Consider the following 16117-nt stretch of genomic DNA (forward strand, 5'->3'; position numbering starts at 1 on the left):
CAATTTAGGTAGTAAGATTTATATCTCACTACCTAAAAACAAATACTATTAAAATTATTTTTATACCTACTTTCTAATCATTATACTGCAGTTAATTATGACTTAATTATTATTTTTATAACAAACTTGTACATATATTATACAAAATTAAAACTTAATATGTTGTCTAAATATATCCAGAATATTCAAAAAAAACGACACATTACTCATTACTTCACCATATTTTTTTATATAAATGTATTTATTTACACCCCACTGCTCTAGCAGTTGTCCATCTTTCGCATAAACAAGCTTCCCTGGGTTAATCATAAAGTAATTATCTTTCTTAATCCATTTACCAGTCAAACTGGCTGCTAGATTCTAATAGCTTACATATTTAGAGTACTTCTAAAACTGAAAATACTTTGCTCCATAGCCTTATTTTCAATAGCCTTATATTTAGAATTTTCTACTAAAGAAGCTACCTGTTTTCCAAAAATAAACCCTCTACGTTTCAATCTTACTGTCTCATAATTCATTTTCTTATATTCCTTAAGAATTAGCTCATGTTGCTTATCCGGTAATTTAGATATCAAAAGATTTACATTTCCCAGATAGTATAAGAATGTAGTATTTGCCACTAATAATATTAAACAAACTGTCCATTGAATCCACCTAAAATATCTATGCTTACTGTTGAGCAGAGATTTAAGCCACTCAAGAATCTGATACCAACATTAACACCAACAATCTCCATCTGCTAATGTACCGGTTCATTTGAAGGAATTATCAAATCAGTAACAAAATAAATACTCTACTCTTCAATAATTTGTATAAACTTCTGTGCCGCTGTAGACATAGGGAAATCTTTTTTGGTTGCTATCCCTAGAACTCTTTCTGGAATCTTTTCTTTAACGGAAACCTTATATAACTGTTTTTCCTCTAGTTCCTTCTGAATATAATCTTCTATAACACAGGAAATACCTAATCCTCTTTTGGCAAATTCAATCATCAGTTCCATATTACTTAACTCGATTTCTGGCATTACTTTTAATCCATTAACATCAAAGTAATTATCTATATAGTCTCTAGTATTTCCTCCTTTTTCTAATAAAATAATAGGATACCCCTTTACCAAGTCCTTTAATGAAATCTTTTCTTCACAAATGTGCTTATATTTTTCTCCTGCAACAAAACAATCTTGTATTTTAAACTTCTTAATAATATTAAGTGAGTTATTATCTTCTATGTGCATATTTAAGATACCTATGTCTATTTCACCGGATTCTAAGGACTGAGTTATTGCATAGCTTGATTGATCCTTAACATATATCTTTATATTAGGAAATAAAGCTTTATATTTTTCTAAGTACTTCATAAGATAATATTTACATACAGCACTGCACACGGCTATTCTTACCTGACCTGAATTAAGATTCTTTAATTCAGAGAATCTTCTTTCTGCCGTCTGCATAAGTCCATACCCCTGCTCAATATATTTAAATAGAACTTCGCCCTCTAAAGTAAGATTAACACCTCTAGGAGTTCTATGAAACAACTGACCTCCTAGCTTCTCTTCTAGTGATTTTATAGACTGACTAACTGCTGGCTGGGATGTAAAAAGTTCTTTTGCTGCCTTAGATATGCTACCTAATTTAGCGGTAGTATAAAATATCCTATAAAGTTCAAGATTTATATACATATAAAATTTTAGTATACCTCCTATACTGAATATTAATTTTACTTATACCTATATGTTAATTATAATTGCTTTAAGAAAATTATTAAACAACTAAAATATTTCAATTATAATATATATTTTTCAAGGAGGTACTCAATTATGAAAAGAGTTTGTGTTTATAGTGGATCTAATTTAGGTTCTCGTCCAGAATATAAAGAAAGTGCCATATTACTAGGTAGAATATTGGCAGAAAATGAAATTGAATTAGTATATGGCGGTTCTAGAATAGGACTTATGGGAGAAATATCAAATGAAGTTTTAAGAAATAACGGAAAGGTAACTGGGGTTATGCCTAGGGGACTTTTTGCAGGTGAAATGCTCCATGACAATCTAACTAATCTCATTGAAGTGGAAAATATGCATGAAAGAAAACATACTATGGCTGAACTTTCTGATGCATTCATAGCTCTTCCCGGGGGACTAGGTACCTTTGAAGAATTATTTGAGGTGTTTAGCTGGGCTCAACTTGGAATCCATCATAAGCCCATTGGTATACTAAACATATCAAACTTTTTTGATCCTTTATTAAATATGCTTCAAAACACTTGTAAAGAAGGATTTATGAAGAAATCAAACCTCAATCTTATCTCAATTTCCTCAAATCCTTCAGAGCTAATAAATATGATGAAGAACTATGCGCCTCCTAAGATGGAAAACAAGTGGAGTCAATTAGCTTAAAAGTATATTACTAATAAAAAATTTAATTAACATTAGAATTAATTAGCAATACTTTCAAATCAATTGGCACTGTCCTTTCCCTTTGATATGAAAAAAGAGCTGATGTACAGAATATATATTTATGTACATCAGCTCTTTCTACTTATTTGGCTCAGAATCCCATTCATCCAACTTACTATCCACATTAAACGCAAGTTCTTCATCACTTAAATAATACACATTTTCATCTGGATAATATACTATGTCCCCCTGTTCTTTAGTTCCCACATCAAGTATTTCTAAAGTCTCATCTCCAGTATTTATAAATTGGTGTGCTACGCCCTTACCTGCTGGTTTTGAAACAAAATCTCCTTTCTTTATGGGGCACTCTTTACCATCCATTCTTAATATTCCATATCCCTTAAGAATCAAAAAAAATTCTTCTTGTTTTTTATGACTATGATATTTTGTGCTTTTATAACCTGGTAATATCCTATCTATATTTATATAAATTTTTTTACTACCCGCTAAATTACCTAAATATGAGGTATTAGCTCTTCCAAGAAAATCAATTACGTATTTATTAGGAACATTATCAATGTTAAAAATATTAGTCATTATACAACACCTCTCCTTTAAATATATAAACTATATTTTATAAATTAAACACAAAAGATAATTTTATTTGCATGTGTCAATATTACAAACCCAAAGCTATATTAATACCACGCTTGGCCTCCTTTAGAACGTATGTTCTGATTTATTTTACCAAGTACACATTTATATGTCAATAAAGTAATGAAGTATAATGTTCAGCATTTAGGAAATATTTCTTTAATTAGCATCTTCCCTTCCCTATAATAGATATAGAGAATACTCTATAACATATGTAATAAAGTTATATTTATATATTATTTTTATCCTATTAAAGGCTAGGTAAGGAGTGTGAGTCCATGAGGCTTCATAGACTTTTAGGAATTATTATGCTGCTTAATTCACGAGGAACCATTAAAGCTAAAGACTTATCTAAAATACTTGAAACCTCTGAAAGAACCATATACAGAGATATTGATATACTATGTGAAACAGGCATTCCTATTATGTCAATTCCAGGTCCTACTGGAGGATATTCTTTTATGGAGAGCTATAAGATTAATTCCAATGGTTTGGCAAGTAGTGAGGTCATTAATCTTTTACTCTCCAGCATGGGCATTACACCAGAAAAAGATACAGAAATGGCTCAGCAGCTAAAAAATGCTGTTATTAAGCTGGAAAATAGCGTGTCTCAAGAGTATAGAGAAGAGATTATTAAAGCTAAAGAAAGATTTTTTATTGATTCTGACCCTTGGTGGGGGAAAAAAATACAAAATGAAAATGTAGATATAGTAAAAAAATCTATATTAAATTTAAAAAAATTAAAGGTTAATTATAAAAAGTTTCGTGGAGAAGTATCTGAAAGAACTATAAGACCTTATGGTGTAGTGATAAAAAGTTCTGAATGGTATGTGGTAGCATTTTGTGAGATGAAAAATGAAATTCGAGTTTTTAAATGTAATCGCATGGAAAACATTCAAGTATTAGAGGAGAATTTCACCATACCTAATAATTTTTATTTAGATGAGTTTTGGCAAAAAAGTAAAGAAAAATTTATTAAGAAGACATCCTCTGAGATAGATAATACTTTATATACTATCAAAGTTAAGCTTTCTGATGAAAATAAAAACCTTCTTAAAGGCTTTAATTTACTTTCTTCTATGAAAGTTAAAGATAAATGGCTTTATCATGTAGACATGATAAGTTTTGAAACTGCCTGTAACGTAATATTTCCTTTCAGTGATAGAATAGAAGTTTTAGAACCTATGGAACTTAGATCATACATAATAGAGAAAAGTAATAAAATTTTAGATTTATATAAAGTTTTATAAATCCTTGACATAATGTTGGCAGTGATTGTTTTATATAATTTATGTATGAAAAGAATGAAAGGGGATGTCAATAATGGAAGGAAAAACAGTAACTATTTCCGGATTCAAAGCCATAGGAATGACTTACTTTGGCAATAACGAGAAGGGGGAAATACCAAAGCTTTGGGACACCTTTAATAAACGCTGTAATGACATAAAACAAAAAAGCAAGTCTATGCTATATTACGGTATATGTGACGATGAACCAGATTCAGAAGGAAGATTTCATTATACTGCTTGTGCAGAGGTAGATAACTTTTCCCAGGTACCAGAAGGCATGGAAACAAAGGTTGTACCAGCTGGTAAATACCTTGTATATACTTATGGAGGTGCCATAAAAGATTTAGGTGAATTTTACAATGATATATTCACTAAATGGCTTCCAGCTTCACCATATGAAATGGACTTTAGGCCTCAACTAGAATTATACGATTATAGATTTATGCAGAATGGAGAATTTGACATATATATTCCAATTAAATAGTTCTTTTTTATATCTTAAATTTATGTCCTGTAAAAATTTAAATTATACTTTAATAGCACATTTTATAAATGTGAAATATGTTATCATTCCAATGTAAATTAAGCCCTGCTAAGTAGTCTCAATTTAAAAATTGTGCTATGAATCTACTTAGCGGGGCTCAATTAATTAAATTTTATTGAGTATGAATGTTTTTTTCTAAAATTCACTTTATTACAAAGCTCTAGTGTTTTCTTTTAACCAAGCCTTTTCTTCTTCATTTAAATAGGAAGAAAGCTTTGTGTACACTTCTTTATGATAATTGTTTAGCCACTGTTTTTCTTTTTCTGTGAGCATTTCCTCATTGATTCCATCTAAGTCTATAGGACAATAAGTTATGGCTTCAAACTTCATAAAGTCACCAAACTCTGTTTTTTCATCCTCTATTACTAACATCATATTTTCCGTCCTAATTCCGTGCTTTCCTTCTATATATATTCCTGGCTCATTGGTAATAACCATACCCTTTTCTAGAGAAACATTGTTAGGAACTTTGCTAAAGCCTTGAGGTCCTTCATGGACATTTAAGAAAAATCCAACTCCATGACCGGTTCCGCATTTATAATCTAAGCCATATTCCCAAATAGGCTGCCTTGCCAATACATCTAAATTTGATCCTGTGGCTCCATGTAAAAACTTAACGGAATCTAAAGCTATATAACCTTTTAATACTAAGGTAAAATCTCGCTTTTCCTCTTCTGTGAGCTTACCTAGTGCTATAGTTCTAGTAATATCTGTAGTTCCATTAAAGTATTGTCCGCCGGAATCCACTAGGAAAAAGCCTTCATTTTTTAAAGCATATTGATTTTCTTTATTTGCTTTATAATGCATCATGGCTGCATGGTCCTTATATCCTGCTATAGTGTCAAAACTGACACCAGCAAATAGAGGATCCTGCTTTCTAAAGGCTTCTAACTTCTCTTCTGCAGAGATTTCTGTGATTTCCTCTTTACCTACATTGGATTTTAGCCATTTTATAAACTTCACCATGGCAACTCCATCACTTATTTGACACTGCCTTAAATTCTCTATCTCAGCTTCATTTTTAATAGCCTTTAATTTTGTGGTAATATTAGAAAACTCTATTTTTTCTGCACCAGAGTTGATGGAATTATATAACCCTGCATTAGTTTTATTAGCATCAAAGATTACTGCATCTTTTGCTGTAAGCCCTTGTAAGAAGTTTTGTATTTCATTATAGCCTTTTAACTGTATTCCTTCGGCTTCCAGCTCTTTTTTAACTTCTTGAGGAACCTTAGAAGGATTAATGAATAGATAGCATATATCTTCTCCTACTATTACATAGGCTATGGCCACTGGATTATTAACTACATCATTTCCTCTTATATTTAAAAGCCATGCAATATCATCCAAGGAGCTTAATAAGTAATAATTTGCTCCCTGTTTTTTCATTTTCTCTCTTACTTCCTGGAGCTTTTCCGTCCTAGACTTTCCTGCATATTTTACCTCATGGACAAAAATAGAGCCCTTAGGTATCTGAGGCCTGTCCTTCCATAACTCATTAAGTAAGTCTTTATCCATGCTAACCTTTATTTCTTTTCCTTTAAATTCCTTCTCCATGTTTTTAACTGTATTTACAGAAAAAACACTTCCATCAAAACCTACAGTACTTCCTTCTTTAAGCACATCATTTAACCATTGTGTATAAGAGGGTACCCCTGGATCTACCATTCTAAACAATCTAATACCAGAACCTTGAAGCTCTCTTTCTGCTTGAATATAGTACCTGCCGTCTGTCCATAATCCAGCATCCTCTAAGGTAATTACTACTGTACCTGCAGAACCAGTAAACCCGGATATCCATCTTCTACCCTTCCAATGCTCTGCCACATACTCGCTTTGATGAGCATCAAAGCTTGGAACTATGTAAGCATCCATTTTGTTTTCTTTCATTAACTCTCTTAAATTTTCAATCCTGCTTTTAATATTCATAGTTTCCCCTCCTTAATGGCGGGCATATGAATTATGAGTTATTTTTAACAACTCATAATTCATGTGCCCGCCATTATTATTGTATCATAATGAATTTTATTTAAAAATATACATAGGAATTCTTAATGGAAATATTTTATATTATTTAAACTAATATGCTTAAAAAATCTTTTATCTCATCTTTGTCCAAGTAAATTTCACCTAAGGTTCCATGCTTTAAGTCCAATCTTCTAATAAAGTGAAAATCTGAACCTGCTGTATATATTATTCCTTTCTCCTTAGATACATTTATGAAATACTCAGTATCTCCCTCTTTATTTCTAATATACTTTGCTTCAATTCCATCAAATTCTAAATTCATTAAGCTTCTAAATACTTCTCTAGTAAGCAATGTAGGATGAGCTAAAATCACCTTTGCATTATAATAATGTAAAAACTCTATTCCTGCTCTAGTAGTTATCTTTCTCCCTTCAGAGCTAAAGAGCAGTTTTCCCTTAAAATATTTTCCACAGTTTATAAACCTTTTTTCCTTTATATTATTAAGAGTAATTTTAAACTCATGACTTTTATAACTATCATCAGTAAAATATCCCAATATATGCACTTTAACACCATTAAATCTAGTAGATAACTCTATGCCTGGAATAACTTTAACACCATGAATCTGTCCAAGTTCTATAGCTTGCTCATTCCCAGCAACGGTATTATGATCCGTCAACGCAATAATATCCACATTTCTTTCCTTGGCCAAAAGTATAATCTCCTCCGGATTTAATTCTCCATCTGATTCTGTTGAATGTATATGAAAATCTCCTTTAACATACATCTTATAGCCCTTTAATCTTATTTATACTTTATAGTATTTTCTCAAATGGATTTTGATAAAACATTTTTTAAATAAACACATTAAGATCTAATGAATGTTATTTATATTGATAACCGTTAGTCAATACTATTTAATTGCCTTTTAACCCATTGATATTTATCACTAACCTTCTTAATGCAGCTAGAACAGTATTCATTTCCTATTCCCTTAAAATCTGAATTCACCCCAGATGCTATATCATTAAGCTCATTTATAATACTTTGTAACTCTCTTTTAATGCTTTCTAATTCTCTCTTGGTGCTTGCATCCAACTACATATACCTCCTTACACTCCTCTTATTTCGCCTATTAAACTCCCTTCCGTCCTATCGAAATCTTCTGCAGTGTTATTTAAATAGTTAACGCATTGGTTTAGTTTCCAGCTATAACCCGTGAGAGCATCTGCCTTTATTAAGTTGGGTATGTTTTCTAATCCAACTTTCATATAAAGATAATCTAACCTTCTATCTAGATTTCTTATTCTTCTATTTACAGATGCTAGTCTATCTGCATATACCCTAAGCTTATAGGTGTTCACTTGAATGTTTTGGTTAAAGGAACCACCTTTAAACATAGCTTTAAGACCAATTTTTGCCCAATCAATTAAACCTGTTATTTTAGCAGCTACACCTTCAATAATTCTATTTGCTAAATCGCCAGCAAGTTTAACTAATGAAATTGCTTCTTTAACCACATCTACTATTCCATTAACTACTGCTCTCACAGCCTCAATGGTGATGGAAGTAGCATCTAGTAGAAAAGGTATAAGTGTCTTTCCAAAAAAGTCAGGATTTATCCATCCTACTACCGCTAAAGCAGCTACAGCTACTAACCCTATAACAGTAACCACAGGATGAGTGGCTGCAAAAGATATCAATCCACCAATCAAGACAATACCACCAATTACCTTTTCAGTAGTAGACATTGTCATAACATGACTTATTCCCCATATAAGAGAATTACCCATCCAGCTTGGACAAGAATCAATATTGGTGGATAATCTACTTATACTTCTAGCAAAATTATCTATATCACCAGGAACTACTTTCTCATTTTCATCAAATAACACAAAGCTTGTATCATGCTTTGTAATAAGGGAACTAAGATCATATTTTCCATAAACTATATCATTTGTCCTTATGGATTGATACTTTTCTCCAGGTATCTGGAAAAGCAAGCTTCCTACTAAACTCCATTGATAGTGAGTCATTATCCCTGACATCTTGGCTATTTTATCACTATGCTCAGCTAAGTACTCCTGTGAAAATCCAGGTCCGTCATAATTTAAACTTTGAGTTATTTTGCCTCTCATTTCTTCTGGTGCATTTATAGTGGCATGAGCCGATAAATTACCTCCCAAAGAGTGCCCTGATATAGCATAATTACTATAATTATAATTTTTATTTATATCAGACATGAATTTTTCAGCCACGGATTGCTGCTCCGTTAAAGTAGAGTTAAGCAGACCTAAATCAGCATTAACCCAATCATTTTTAATTTGAGTAGAATCATAGCTTTCACTCCCCCTAAAGCCAACTATAGCACTATCTGGACCGGTCTCAATTAAGCATCCATAAAATCCGGAATTTACATTATCATCTTCTACACTTTTAATAACCCAATTACTATATTTGGAGTTACCAGAAGCTATTTCATTATACAATTCTTTAGCCTTTTCTAGACGGGTAACTTCTAAAGCTGAGCCTTTTAATTTTGCATAATCAATTGAATCTTGTATCTTTTTTTCAATGGATTTATCTTGCTTAAATAATTCTTTTAAGGTAGCAGAATAATTATTACGTTCAAGTATATCTAAATCAAAATCATAGTATGCAATCTGTGTTGCAACTAATAGTTCTCTATCAGTATATGACATAACCAATCCTCCTGATTAAACTTCTTTAAACTTTCCCTGAAATTCCTCTAAAGATATTTGTAAAATTCCATCATTTACTTGAGAGTAGATATTCTTAGAGTTCTTTAAAATCTCTTGAAAATTAGAATCTATATTTGCATTCTCTTTTAAATATTCCCTAGTTGAATTTAGGACATCCTTTGTAGCAAAATAAATCCTCATGGAACCTTTGAATTTTGGGATAGAGTCTATCATAGAATTTAGGCTATTATATAATAAATTGCTAGAAACTCCCTCTAAACTATCTTTATCTAGCACTATATATATAGCAAATCCCGGATCTCCTTTTGTTTTAAGATACTCTTCTATGGACATATTACTGTTCTTTGAATCAATGCTCTTGTTAGTAGCACCAACCTTTATGGCAAAACTCCCAGCAGTACTTTTAAGAGACTTTTCAAGAGATTCTTCAACTTTGGCACTAACTTTACGACTAACATATTCATCAAGCATATATGCTCCATCTTTATCAATTTCAGCCTTAAATTTTAAATCAGGATTATCCTTTGGTGAACATATTGCTGTAAAAGTACTATTGGTCAAAGTCCCCCATCTTCCACCCACAGAGTAAGTTACAAACTCTTCATTATACTTTTCCTTTAACATTTTCTCTGCAGTTTTAGCTTCTTTTGGTTTTTTATTTTCTTTTCCACTACACCCAGCAAGACCGAGCATTGATGTCAATAACATAAATATCACTCCTAACTTAAATGTTTTACTAATGCACCTTTTTAACTCTTTCCTTTTCTTCATATTTGAAAATCCTCCTAATGGCAGCATGTGAATTATTCTAAAACAACCAATATTCCTGCCACTTTATTTAATCTCTCATTAACTCTTTCATATCAATTCTTTAGCCTTTTCTAGACGGGTAACTTCTAAAGCTGATCCTTTTAATTTTGCATAATCAATTGAATCTTGTATCTTTCTTTCAATGGATTTATCTTGCTTAAATAATTCTTGCAAAGTTGCAGAGTAATTATTATCTCTAATAATGTTTATATTAAAATCATAATATGCAATTTGTGTAGCAACTAATAGATCCATATCTGAATATTCCACCTTCACTCCTCCTATTTAAAAATTATTTGCATTTTGCTTCAAATGTATCAAATGTCATATCCATAGCTCCACCAGTTACTTCTACATTGAAACTTTTAGAACCTTTCAGAATATGATCAAATTTTGAGTCTATATCCAATCTATCTTTTACGTAATTGATTATCTTTTGATAAGTATCATTCGTAACAATATAAATTAGTATTTTCCCCTTCATTTGAGGGTTAGTTTTAATTACAGAATTAATATTGTTGTATAAATTTTTAGTGTAATCACCCTTTAAATTTTTATTATCAATTACTATATCAATAATAAATCTTGCATCTGGATGATCCCTATATAAATCTTCAATAGACATGTTACTTTTATTTAAATCAGTATACCTAAAAGCAGCTCCAACTCTTATATAAAAATCCTCAAAGTTATTTCTCATATAATCGGTAAGACTTTTTTCAATTGAATAGCTAACTTTACGAGTAACATATTCATCAAGCATATATGCTCCATCTTTATCAATTTCAGCCTTAAACTTTAAATCAGGATTATCCTTTGGTGAACAGATTACTGTAAAAGTAGTATTGGTCAAAGTCCCCCATCTTCCACCCACAGAGTAAGTTACAAACTCTTCATTATACTTTTCCTTTAACATTTTCTCCGCAGTTTTAGCTTCCTTTGGTTTTTTATTTTCTTTTCTACTGCACCCTACAAGGCCTAGCATTGATGTCAATAATATAAATATTGCTCCTAGCTTAAATGTTTTACTAATGCACTTTTTTAACTCTTTCCTTTTCTTCATATTTGAAAATCCTCCTAATGGCAGCATATGAATTATTCTAAAATAATCAATATGACTGCCACTTTATTCACCCTTACCTTATAATATTATTTATATTTCCTTTCCTATTAATTGCTCCTAGCTGTGATTTCTTCTTTATAAATTATAAGCATTTCAAATAAGTATTCTTTACTTAATTCCTAAAATCACCTTTTAAGCATATACACTATCTCTATTAAAATTATGAATAATTTTTAAATATTTTCTTAATTAAACAATATATTCCATTAAATATAATTATATAATAGGATAGTGTATAAGTAAATAAACTAATGGGGCTGTGACATTAGCAATAAGAAAGCTAATATCACAGCCCCTAAATTATTTTGTTTTTATTGTAAATGAATGCTCTTTTAGCTCCTTATTATATAAAGAGTTTTCATTATAATTATCACCAAATATACCTGGAGTTATATTTAGACTTGTTGCATTTTCATTGGCATTCCTAAATCTTACCATTCCTAAAGCTTTATTATACTCAGCATTATGTCTCCAGCTTAACCCCATTGACTTAAGATTATTGCCATTTGAGTCTTTTATAATAAAATTTGGCAAAGAATCTTTATTAAAATCTCCTTTAGCAATATCCTTAGCTGTATATTCTATAGTTGTTGATATTGGAGTTGTAATTACTCTACCTATATTTATAATGGTTCCACTAGATAACTTAATCTCTTTATTTAGATTATGTTCCTTTGTGGCTTCTACTACTGCTTTATTACTTGCCTTAAATTTAAACTCCCATTTTCCCTCTTCAATAATCTTATCTTGTTTAAAGTCATCTTTTCCACCAAAAACAACTTTAACATCTAACTCTCCTACTTCAGTTATGTCGCTCCTTGGTTCTAAAGTGAATATTTTTAAACTCTTATCCTTATCACTATAAGAGCCAGAAGTGCCTCTCCTCTTAATCTCTTGTCCATTAATAAACACCTTAGGGTTTGCATCAAGATTTTGCTTAGGATTATTTTCACCGGTTATGCTATAAGTAATTAAAATTTCCTTGTAATCAAAAATTAGTTCATTTAAGGTAATAGTTAGTCCATTATCAGTTACTTTCTGTTCTACCACTGTAGTATATTGTTCAGCATTGACATCCTCATAATTTGCAAAGTTTTTCACTGGGTTTTTACTAAACAACTTTTCTATTTTTGTAGCAATTGTTCCAGCTGTGCTAGATATTACACTTTTATTCATTATGCCAACCAATGCTATTACTGCAAAGAGCGCTATAGCAATCTTTTTACCTTTATTATATTTACCTTTGCCTAGACTTTTCTTTACATTATTCTTTATTTGCTGCTTTTCTATATCATTTAAACCTTCATCTATATACTCGCTTAAATCTACTTTTACATCATTTAAAAATTCTAATGCATCCTTCATAATAACACCTCTCTATTTATTTACAAATAATGTCCTAATTTTTTTCTTTCCTCTAGAAAGCCTATTATATATAACCTCATCTTTAACATTCATACTACTAGCAATTTCTTTAACACTCTTTTCTTCAATATAGTATTCTATAAAAAGTTTTTTATCTTTGGTTTTTAAATTATCTAATAGGCTATCTATTTCTTCTTGTAATTCTTGCTTTGCTATTTCTATAGAAATATTATCAGTCTTTATTTCTATAGTATCTAAATCTTCATCATAAATTGATTCTGCATACTTTCGCTTATAGGCTATACATTTATATTTAGTAATGGCAGCCATCCAATTTTTAAAGTCACCTTTTTCTTCATCATATTTATCTATTCCATACCAAATGGCAAGAAAAATATCATTAATGCATTCTTCATGGTAGCTGCCTAAGTTATACAGATGTTTATTAACTATAGCTTTTATTAGTCCTCCGTAAGTATTTATAACATAATCCAGTGCTTTCTCATTTTTCTTTTTTAAATACTTTATAAAGTTTTTTTCATTAATTCTCATGCTTTTCTCCTTTCCCCTAAGAGCTCTTACACTTATTAATTAGCTTTAAACTCTGCTTTTCTATCATTATAATCAATATATTTGTTATTTAAATTTACTTATTACAAAAGTATATACAATTGAGAAATTTTGGTTTATAATAAAATTATATAATATATTAAAGATTCTGAAAGGAGACTGTAAAATGTTAATTTACAAAGATAGAATTATAGAAAACTCTAACAATAAAATAAGCAGTCTGCTGTCAGTGAACTTTGTATATTAAGATTCAATATACAATATTATTTAATTTGTAAAATATTTGACCGCAGACTTTATACCTGCGGTTTTTTATATTTCTAAGGATCAATTATAGTATTGATTCTATCAAGTAGAAGATAGGCTGGAGTACTTTTTCAGCTTTTAGATCTATAGGAACACATGTGAAATAACCGCAGAGAGAATCTGCGGTTTTTAATTTTCATGAATATTTTAACCGCAGTACAGTGCTATACCTTTTACGTAGCATTGTTCCTGCGGCTTTTATATATTTTGCTCAGGTTAAGGAGACTTGATAGAGCTTCAAAACTGCAGGCAAAAAACACCTTAGGAGGAGTTAAAAATGAGACTAAAATAAAAATATTGCCGTGAGCAATAAGGTTAAATTTTTAAATAGGAGGACAAAAAAATGAGGTTAAGATTTTTATAGCTAGAAATTAGAACAAATTATATTATAGATATATTTTCAAGGGAGGAAATTATATGATAACAGGAAATATTAACGGAATAAAAAAAGTAATACTTGAAAGGTTAGAGGAACTATATAAATTAACTATAGATAATGACAGCATCTTTTCTTATGAGTTAGTAGAAGAGATGAATAATATTAGTAGATTAATAAAAAAGGAGCTATGCGTTGTTATTAACAGACGTGGTAAAATCATTGATATTTCAGTGGGCAAAATAAATAGTGCTGAAATCCCTTCTATGGATGTGCACCACAACAAATTAAGCGGTTTTAGGGTAATTCATACTCATCCAGCTGGTAACAGCACACTATCTTCCATGGATACTTCAGCTTTAATAAATCTAAAACTAGATGCTATTGCTGCCATTGGAGTTAGAGAAAATGTTGAAGATGTTAAAGTAAATATAGGTTTCTGCGATGTGTATAATAATAGCTTAACCTTTAAGGAGCTTAAAAACTTAAGCTTAGAAGCTTCCCTAGAGCTTAGTTTCAGGGATAAAGTAACTTATATTGATAGAATAATTGCTGATATCACAGAATATGAAGACCAGGAAGAAAGAGCTATTTTGGTGGGCACTGATAGCGAAGAAAGCCTTGAAGAACTTCAGGGGCTGGCTGAAGCTTGCAATGTAATCCCTGTCTACAAGGTACTTCAAAAGAAGAATAAGATGAATTCTGCTTACTATGCTGGACAGGGTAAAATTCAAGAGATAGCACAGCTAAGGCAGATGAAAAATGCCAATGTAGTAATATTTGATGATGAGCTGTCTGGTTCTCAAATTAGAAATCTAGAAGAAGCTATTAAATGTAAAGTAATAGATAGAACCACCTTGATACTGGATATCTTTGCAAGACGTGCTAAGAGCAAGGAAGGTATACTACAGGTAGAGCTTGCTATGCTTAATCATAAGCTTCCTAGATTAAGAGACTCCAATGCAAACCTTGCAAGAATCAAAGGCGGCGTTGGAGTAAAAGGGGGAGTAGGCTCAAGGGGACCTGGAGAGAAAAAGCTTGAAACTGATAGAAGACATATAGAACGAAGAATAGAAGAAATAAAGGCTGAGCTGTCTAGAGTCATAGATCAAAGAGCTGTGCAAAAAGTTAAAAGAGTTAAAAATAACATCAGCAATGTAGCTATCGTAGGCTATACCAATGCAGGTAAATCAACTTTAAGAAACAAGCTTTGTGACATTTCTTTCTCTAATAATGTAAGTAAAAAAGGAGTTTTAGAAGCTGATATGCTCTTTGCCACCTTAGACACCACTGTTAGAGCAATAACCTTGAGAGACAATAGAAAAATTGCTTTATCAGATACCGTTGGTTTTATTAGCAAACTTCCCCATGAACTAGTGGAAGCCTTTAAATCCACCTTAGAAGAAGTGGTGGATGCGGATCTACTTTTGCATGTAGTAGACTCAGCCAATGAAGAAGCAATAAAGCAAATACAGTCAGTAAATATGGTTCTTAAAGAGCTTAATGTCAAAGATAAAAATACTATAATCGTTTTAAACAAAATAGATAAAGCTTCTGATAAAAATTTAAAAGAAGTAAGAAACTTCTTACAAGGCGAGAAAATAATAGAAGTAAGCGCCAAAGTAGGAGCAAATCTACAAGAATTAATGAATATTATAGGCAGAGAAATTCCAGTTAAATTAATAGAAAAAGATTTTATTATCCCTTACCATGAGCAAAAACTAATTTCAGTACTTCACGAAAACTCTAATGTTATTAATGAAGATTATATTGAAGAAGGAATTCGTATCAAAGCCATGGTATATGAAGAAATTTATAAAAAGTTTATGGACTTTGAAGTACCAGTTTTATCTTAAATAAAAGGGCTCCTTAAAATTAAGGAGTCCTTTAAATATTTATAAATATATTATAAAGTTTCAAGAATATGATATTTCATCCAATTCTACTTCTTTATTATTTCCAGCTTAATATATTTTGTCCTCTTATCTATT

At 30.8% G+C, this 16117-nt stretch carries 16 protein-coding genes; 4 read left to right on the forward strand and 12 right to left on the reverse strand.

Annotation, left to right across the window (positions count from 1 at the left end):
* Positions 1-368: 368 nt before the first annotated feature.
* Entirely contained in the window at positions 369-575 is a 207-nt protein-coding gene (locus tag BUA82_RS06625; RefSeq protein ID WP_143148587.1) for a hypothetical protein, read from the reverse strand.
* 218 nt (positions 576-793) lie between these two features.
* Positions 794-1681: a LysR family transcriptional regulator gene (locus BUA82_RS06630; protein WP_073005864.1), complete on the reverse strand. Its 888-nt coding sequence runs from the start codon at positions 1679-1681 to the stop codon at positions 794-796.
* A gap of 138 nt (positions 1682-1819) precedes the next feature.
* On the opposite strand from BUA82_RS06630, the gene BUA82_RS06635 reads away from it, so the two are divergent.
* The gene (locus tag BUA82_RS06635; RefSeq protein ID WP_073005866.1) at positions 1820-2398 is read left to right on the forward strand and encodes an LOG family protein; all 579 of its coding nucleotides are present in this window, start codon (positions 1820-1822) and stop codon (positions 2396-2398) included.
* A 138-nt stretch (positions 2399-2536) separates the two neighbouring features.
* Here the strand turns inward: BUA82_RS06635 and BUA82_RS06640 are convergent, their stop codons facing one another.
* The gene (locus BUA82_RS06640) at positions 2537-2995 is read right to left on the reverse strand and encodes a cupin domain-containing protein (protein ID WP_073005868.1); all 459 of its coding nucleotides are present in this window, start codon (positions 2993-2995) and stop codon (positions 2537-2539) included.
* A 335-nt stretch (positions 2996-3330) separates the two neighbouring features.
* On the opposite strand from BUA82_RS06640, the gene BUA82_RS06645 reads away from it, so the two are divergent.
* Together BUA82_RS06645 and BUA82_RS06650 are read left to right on the forward strand one after the other, a co-directional pair.
* The gene (locus BUA82_RS06645) at positions 3331-4302 is read left to right on the forward strand and encodes a helix-turn-helix transcriptional regulator (RefSeq protein ID WP_073005870.1); all 972 of its coding nucleotides are present in this window, start codon (positions 3331-3333) and stop codon (positions 4300-4302) included.
* A gap of 73 nt (positions 4303-4375) precedes the next feature.
* Positions 4376-4825 (forward strand): GyrI-like domain-containing protein, encoded by a 450-nt coding sequence (locus tag BUA82_RS06650; RefSeq protein WP_073005872.1) that lies wholly within the window; start codon positions 4376-4378, stop codon positions 4823-4825.
* 210 nt (positions 4826-5035) lie between these two features.
* Here BUA82_RS06650 and BUA82_RS06655 read toward each other — a convergent pair whose 3' ends face one another.
* The 9 genes from BUA82_RS06655 to BUA82_RS06695 form a co-directional block, all read right to left on the reverse strand.
* Complete coding sequence (locus BUA82_RS06655; RefSeq protein ID WP_073005874.1) at positions 5036-6814, reverse strand: aminopeptidase P family protein; 1779 nt, start codon at positions 6812-6814, stop codon at positions 5036-5038.
* A 145-nt stretch (positions 6815-6959) separates the two neighbouring features.
* Entirely contained in the window at positions 6960-7640 is a 681-nt protein-coding gene (locus BUA82_RS06660; RefSeq protein WP_073005876.1) for a PHP domain-containing protein, read from the reverse strand.
* Between the two features lie 116 nt (positions 7641-7756).
* Positions 7757-7951: a hypothetical protein gene (locus BUA82_RS06665; RefSeq protein WP_073005879.1), complete on the reverse strand. Its 195-nt coding sequence runs from the start codon at positions 7949-7951 to the stop codon at positions 7757-7759.
* A gap of 14 nt (positions 7952-7965) precedes the next feature.
* Positions 7966-9555, reverse strand: coding sequence for an Mbeg1-like protein (locus BUA82_RS06670; RefSeq protein WP_073005881.1), 1590 nt, complete (start codon positions 9553-9555; stop codon positions 7966-7968).
* Between the two features lie 15 nt (positions 9556-9570).
* Positions 9571-10284: a hypothetical protein gene (locus BUA82_RS06675; protein ID WP_143148588.1), complete on the reverse strand. Its 714-nt coding sequence runs from the start codon at positions 10282-10284 to the stop codon at positions 9571-9573.
* A gap of 150 nt (positions 10285-10434) precedes the next feature.
* Positions 10435-10656 carry a hypothetical protein gene (locus tag BUA82_RS06680; protein ID WP_073005885.1) on the reverse strand — a complete coding sequence of 74 codons (222 nt, stop codon included), beginning with the start codon at positions 10654-10656 and terminating at the stop codon, positions 10435-10437.
* A gap of 22 nt (positions 10657-10678) precedes the next feature.
* Positions 10679-11449 carry a hypothetical protein gene (locus tag BUA82_RS06685; protein WP_073005887.1) on the reverse strand — a complete coding sequence of 257 codons (771 nt, stop codon included), beginning with the start codon at positions 11447-11449 and terminating at the stop codon, positions 10679-10681.
* 360 nt (positions 11450-11809) lie between these two features.
* The gene (locus tag BUA82_RS06690) at positions 11810-12874 is read right to left on the reverse strand and encodes a DUF4179 domain-containing protein (RefSeq protein WP_073005889.1); all 1065 of its coding nucleotides are present in this window, start codon (positions 12872-12874) and stop codon (positions 11810-11812) included.
* A gap of 12 nt (positions 12875-12886) precedes the next feature.
* On the reverse strand, positions 12887-13426 hold the full coding sequence (locus BUA82_RS06695) for a sigma-70 family RNA polymerase sigma factor (protein ID WP_073005892.1): 540 nt from the start codon (positions 13424-13426) through the stop codon (positions 12887-12889).
* A 741-nt stretch (positions 13427-14167) separates the two neighbouring features.
* Here BUA82_RS06695 and hflX point away from each other — a divergent pair.
* Positions 14168-15982, forward strand: coding sequence for a GTPase HflX (gene hflX, locus BUA82_RS06700; protein ID WP_073005894.1), 1815 nt, complete (start codon positions 14168-14170; stop codon positions 15980-15982).
* Positions 15983-16117 lie beyond the last annotated feature (135 nt).

Origin of the sequence: Clostridium amylolyticum (genome assembly GCF_900142075.1) — a bacterium.
In the GTDB taxonomy this organism is placed as follows: Bacteria; Bacillota; Clostridia; order Clostridiales; family Clostridiaceae; genus Clostridium_AA; species Clostridium_AA amylolyticum.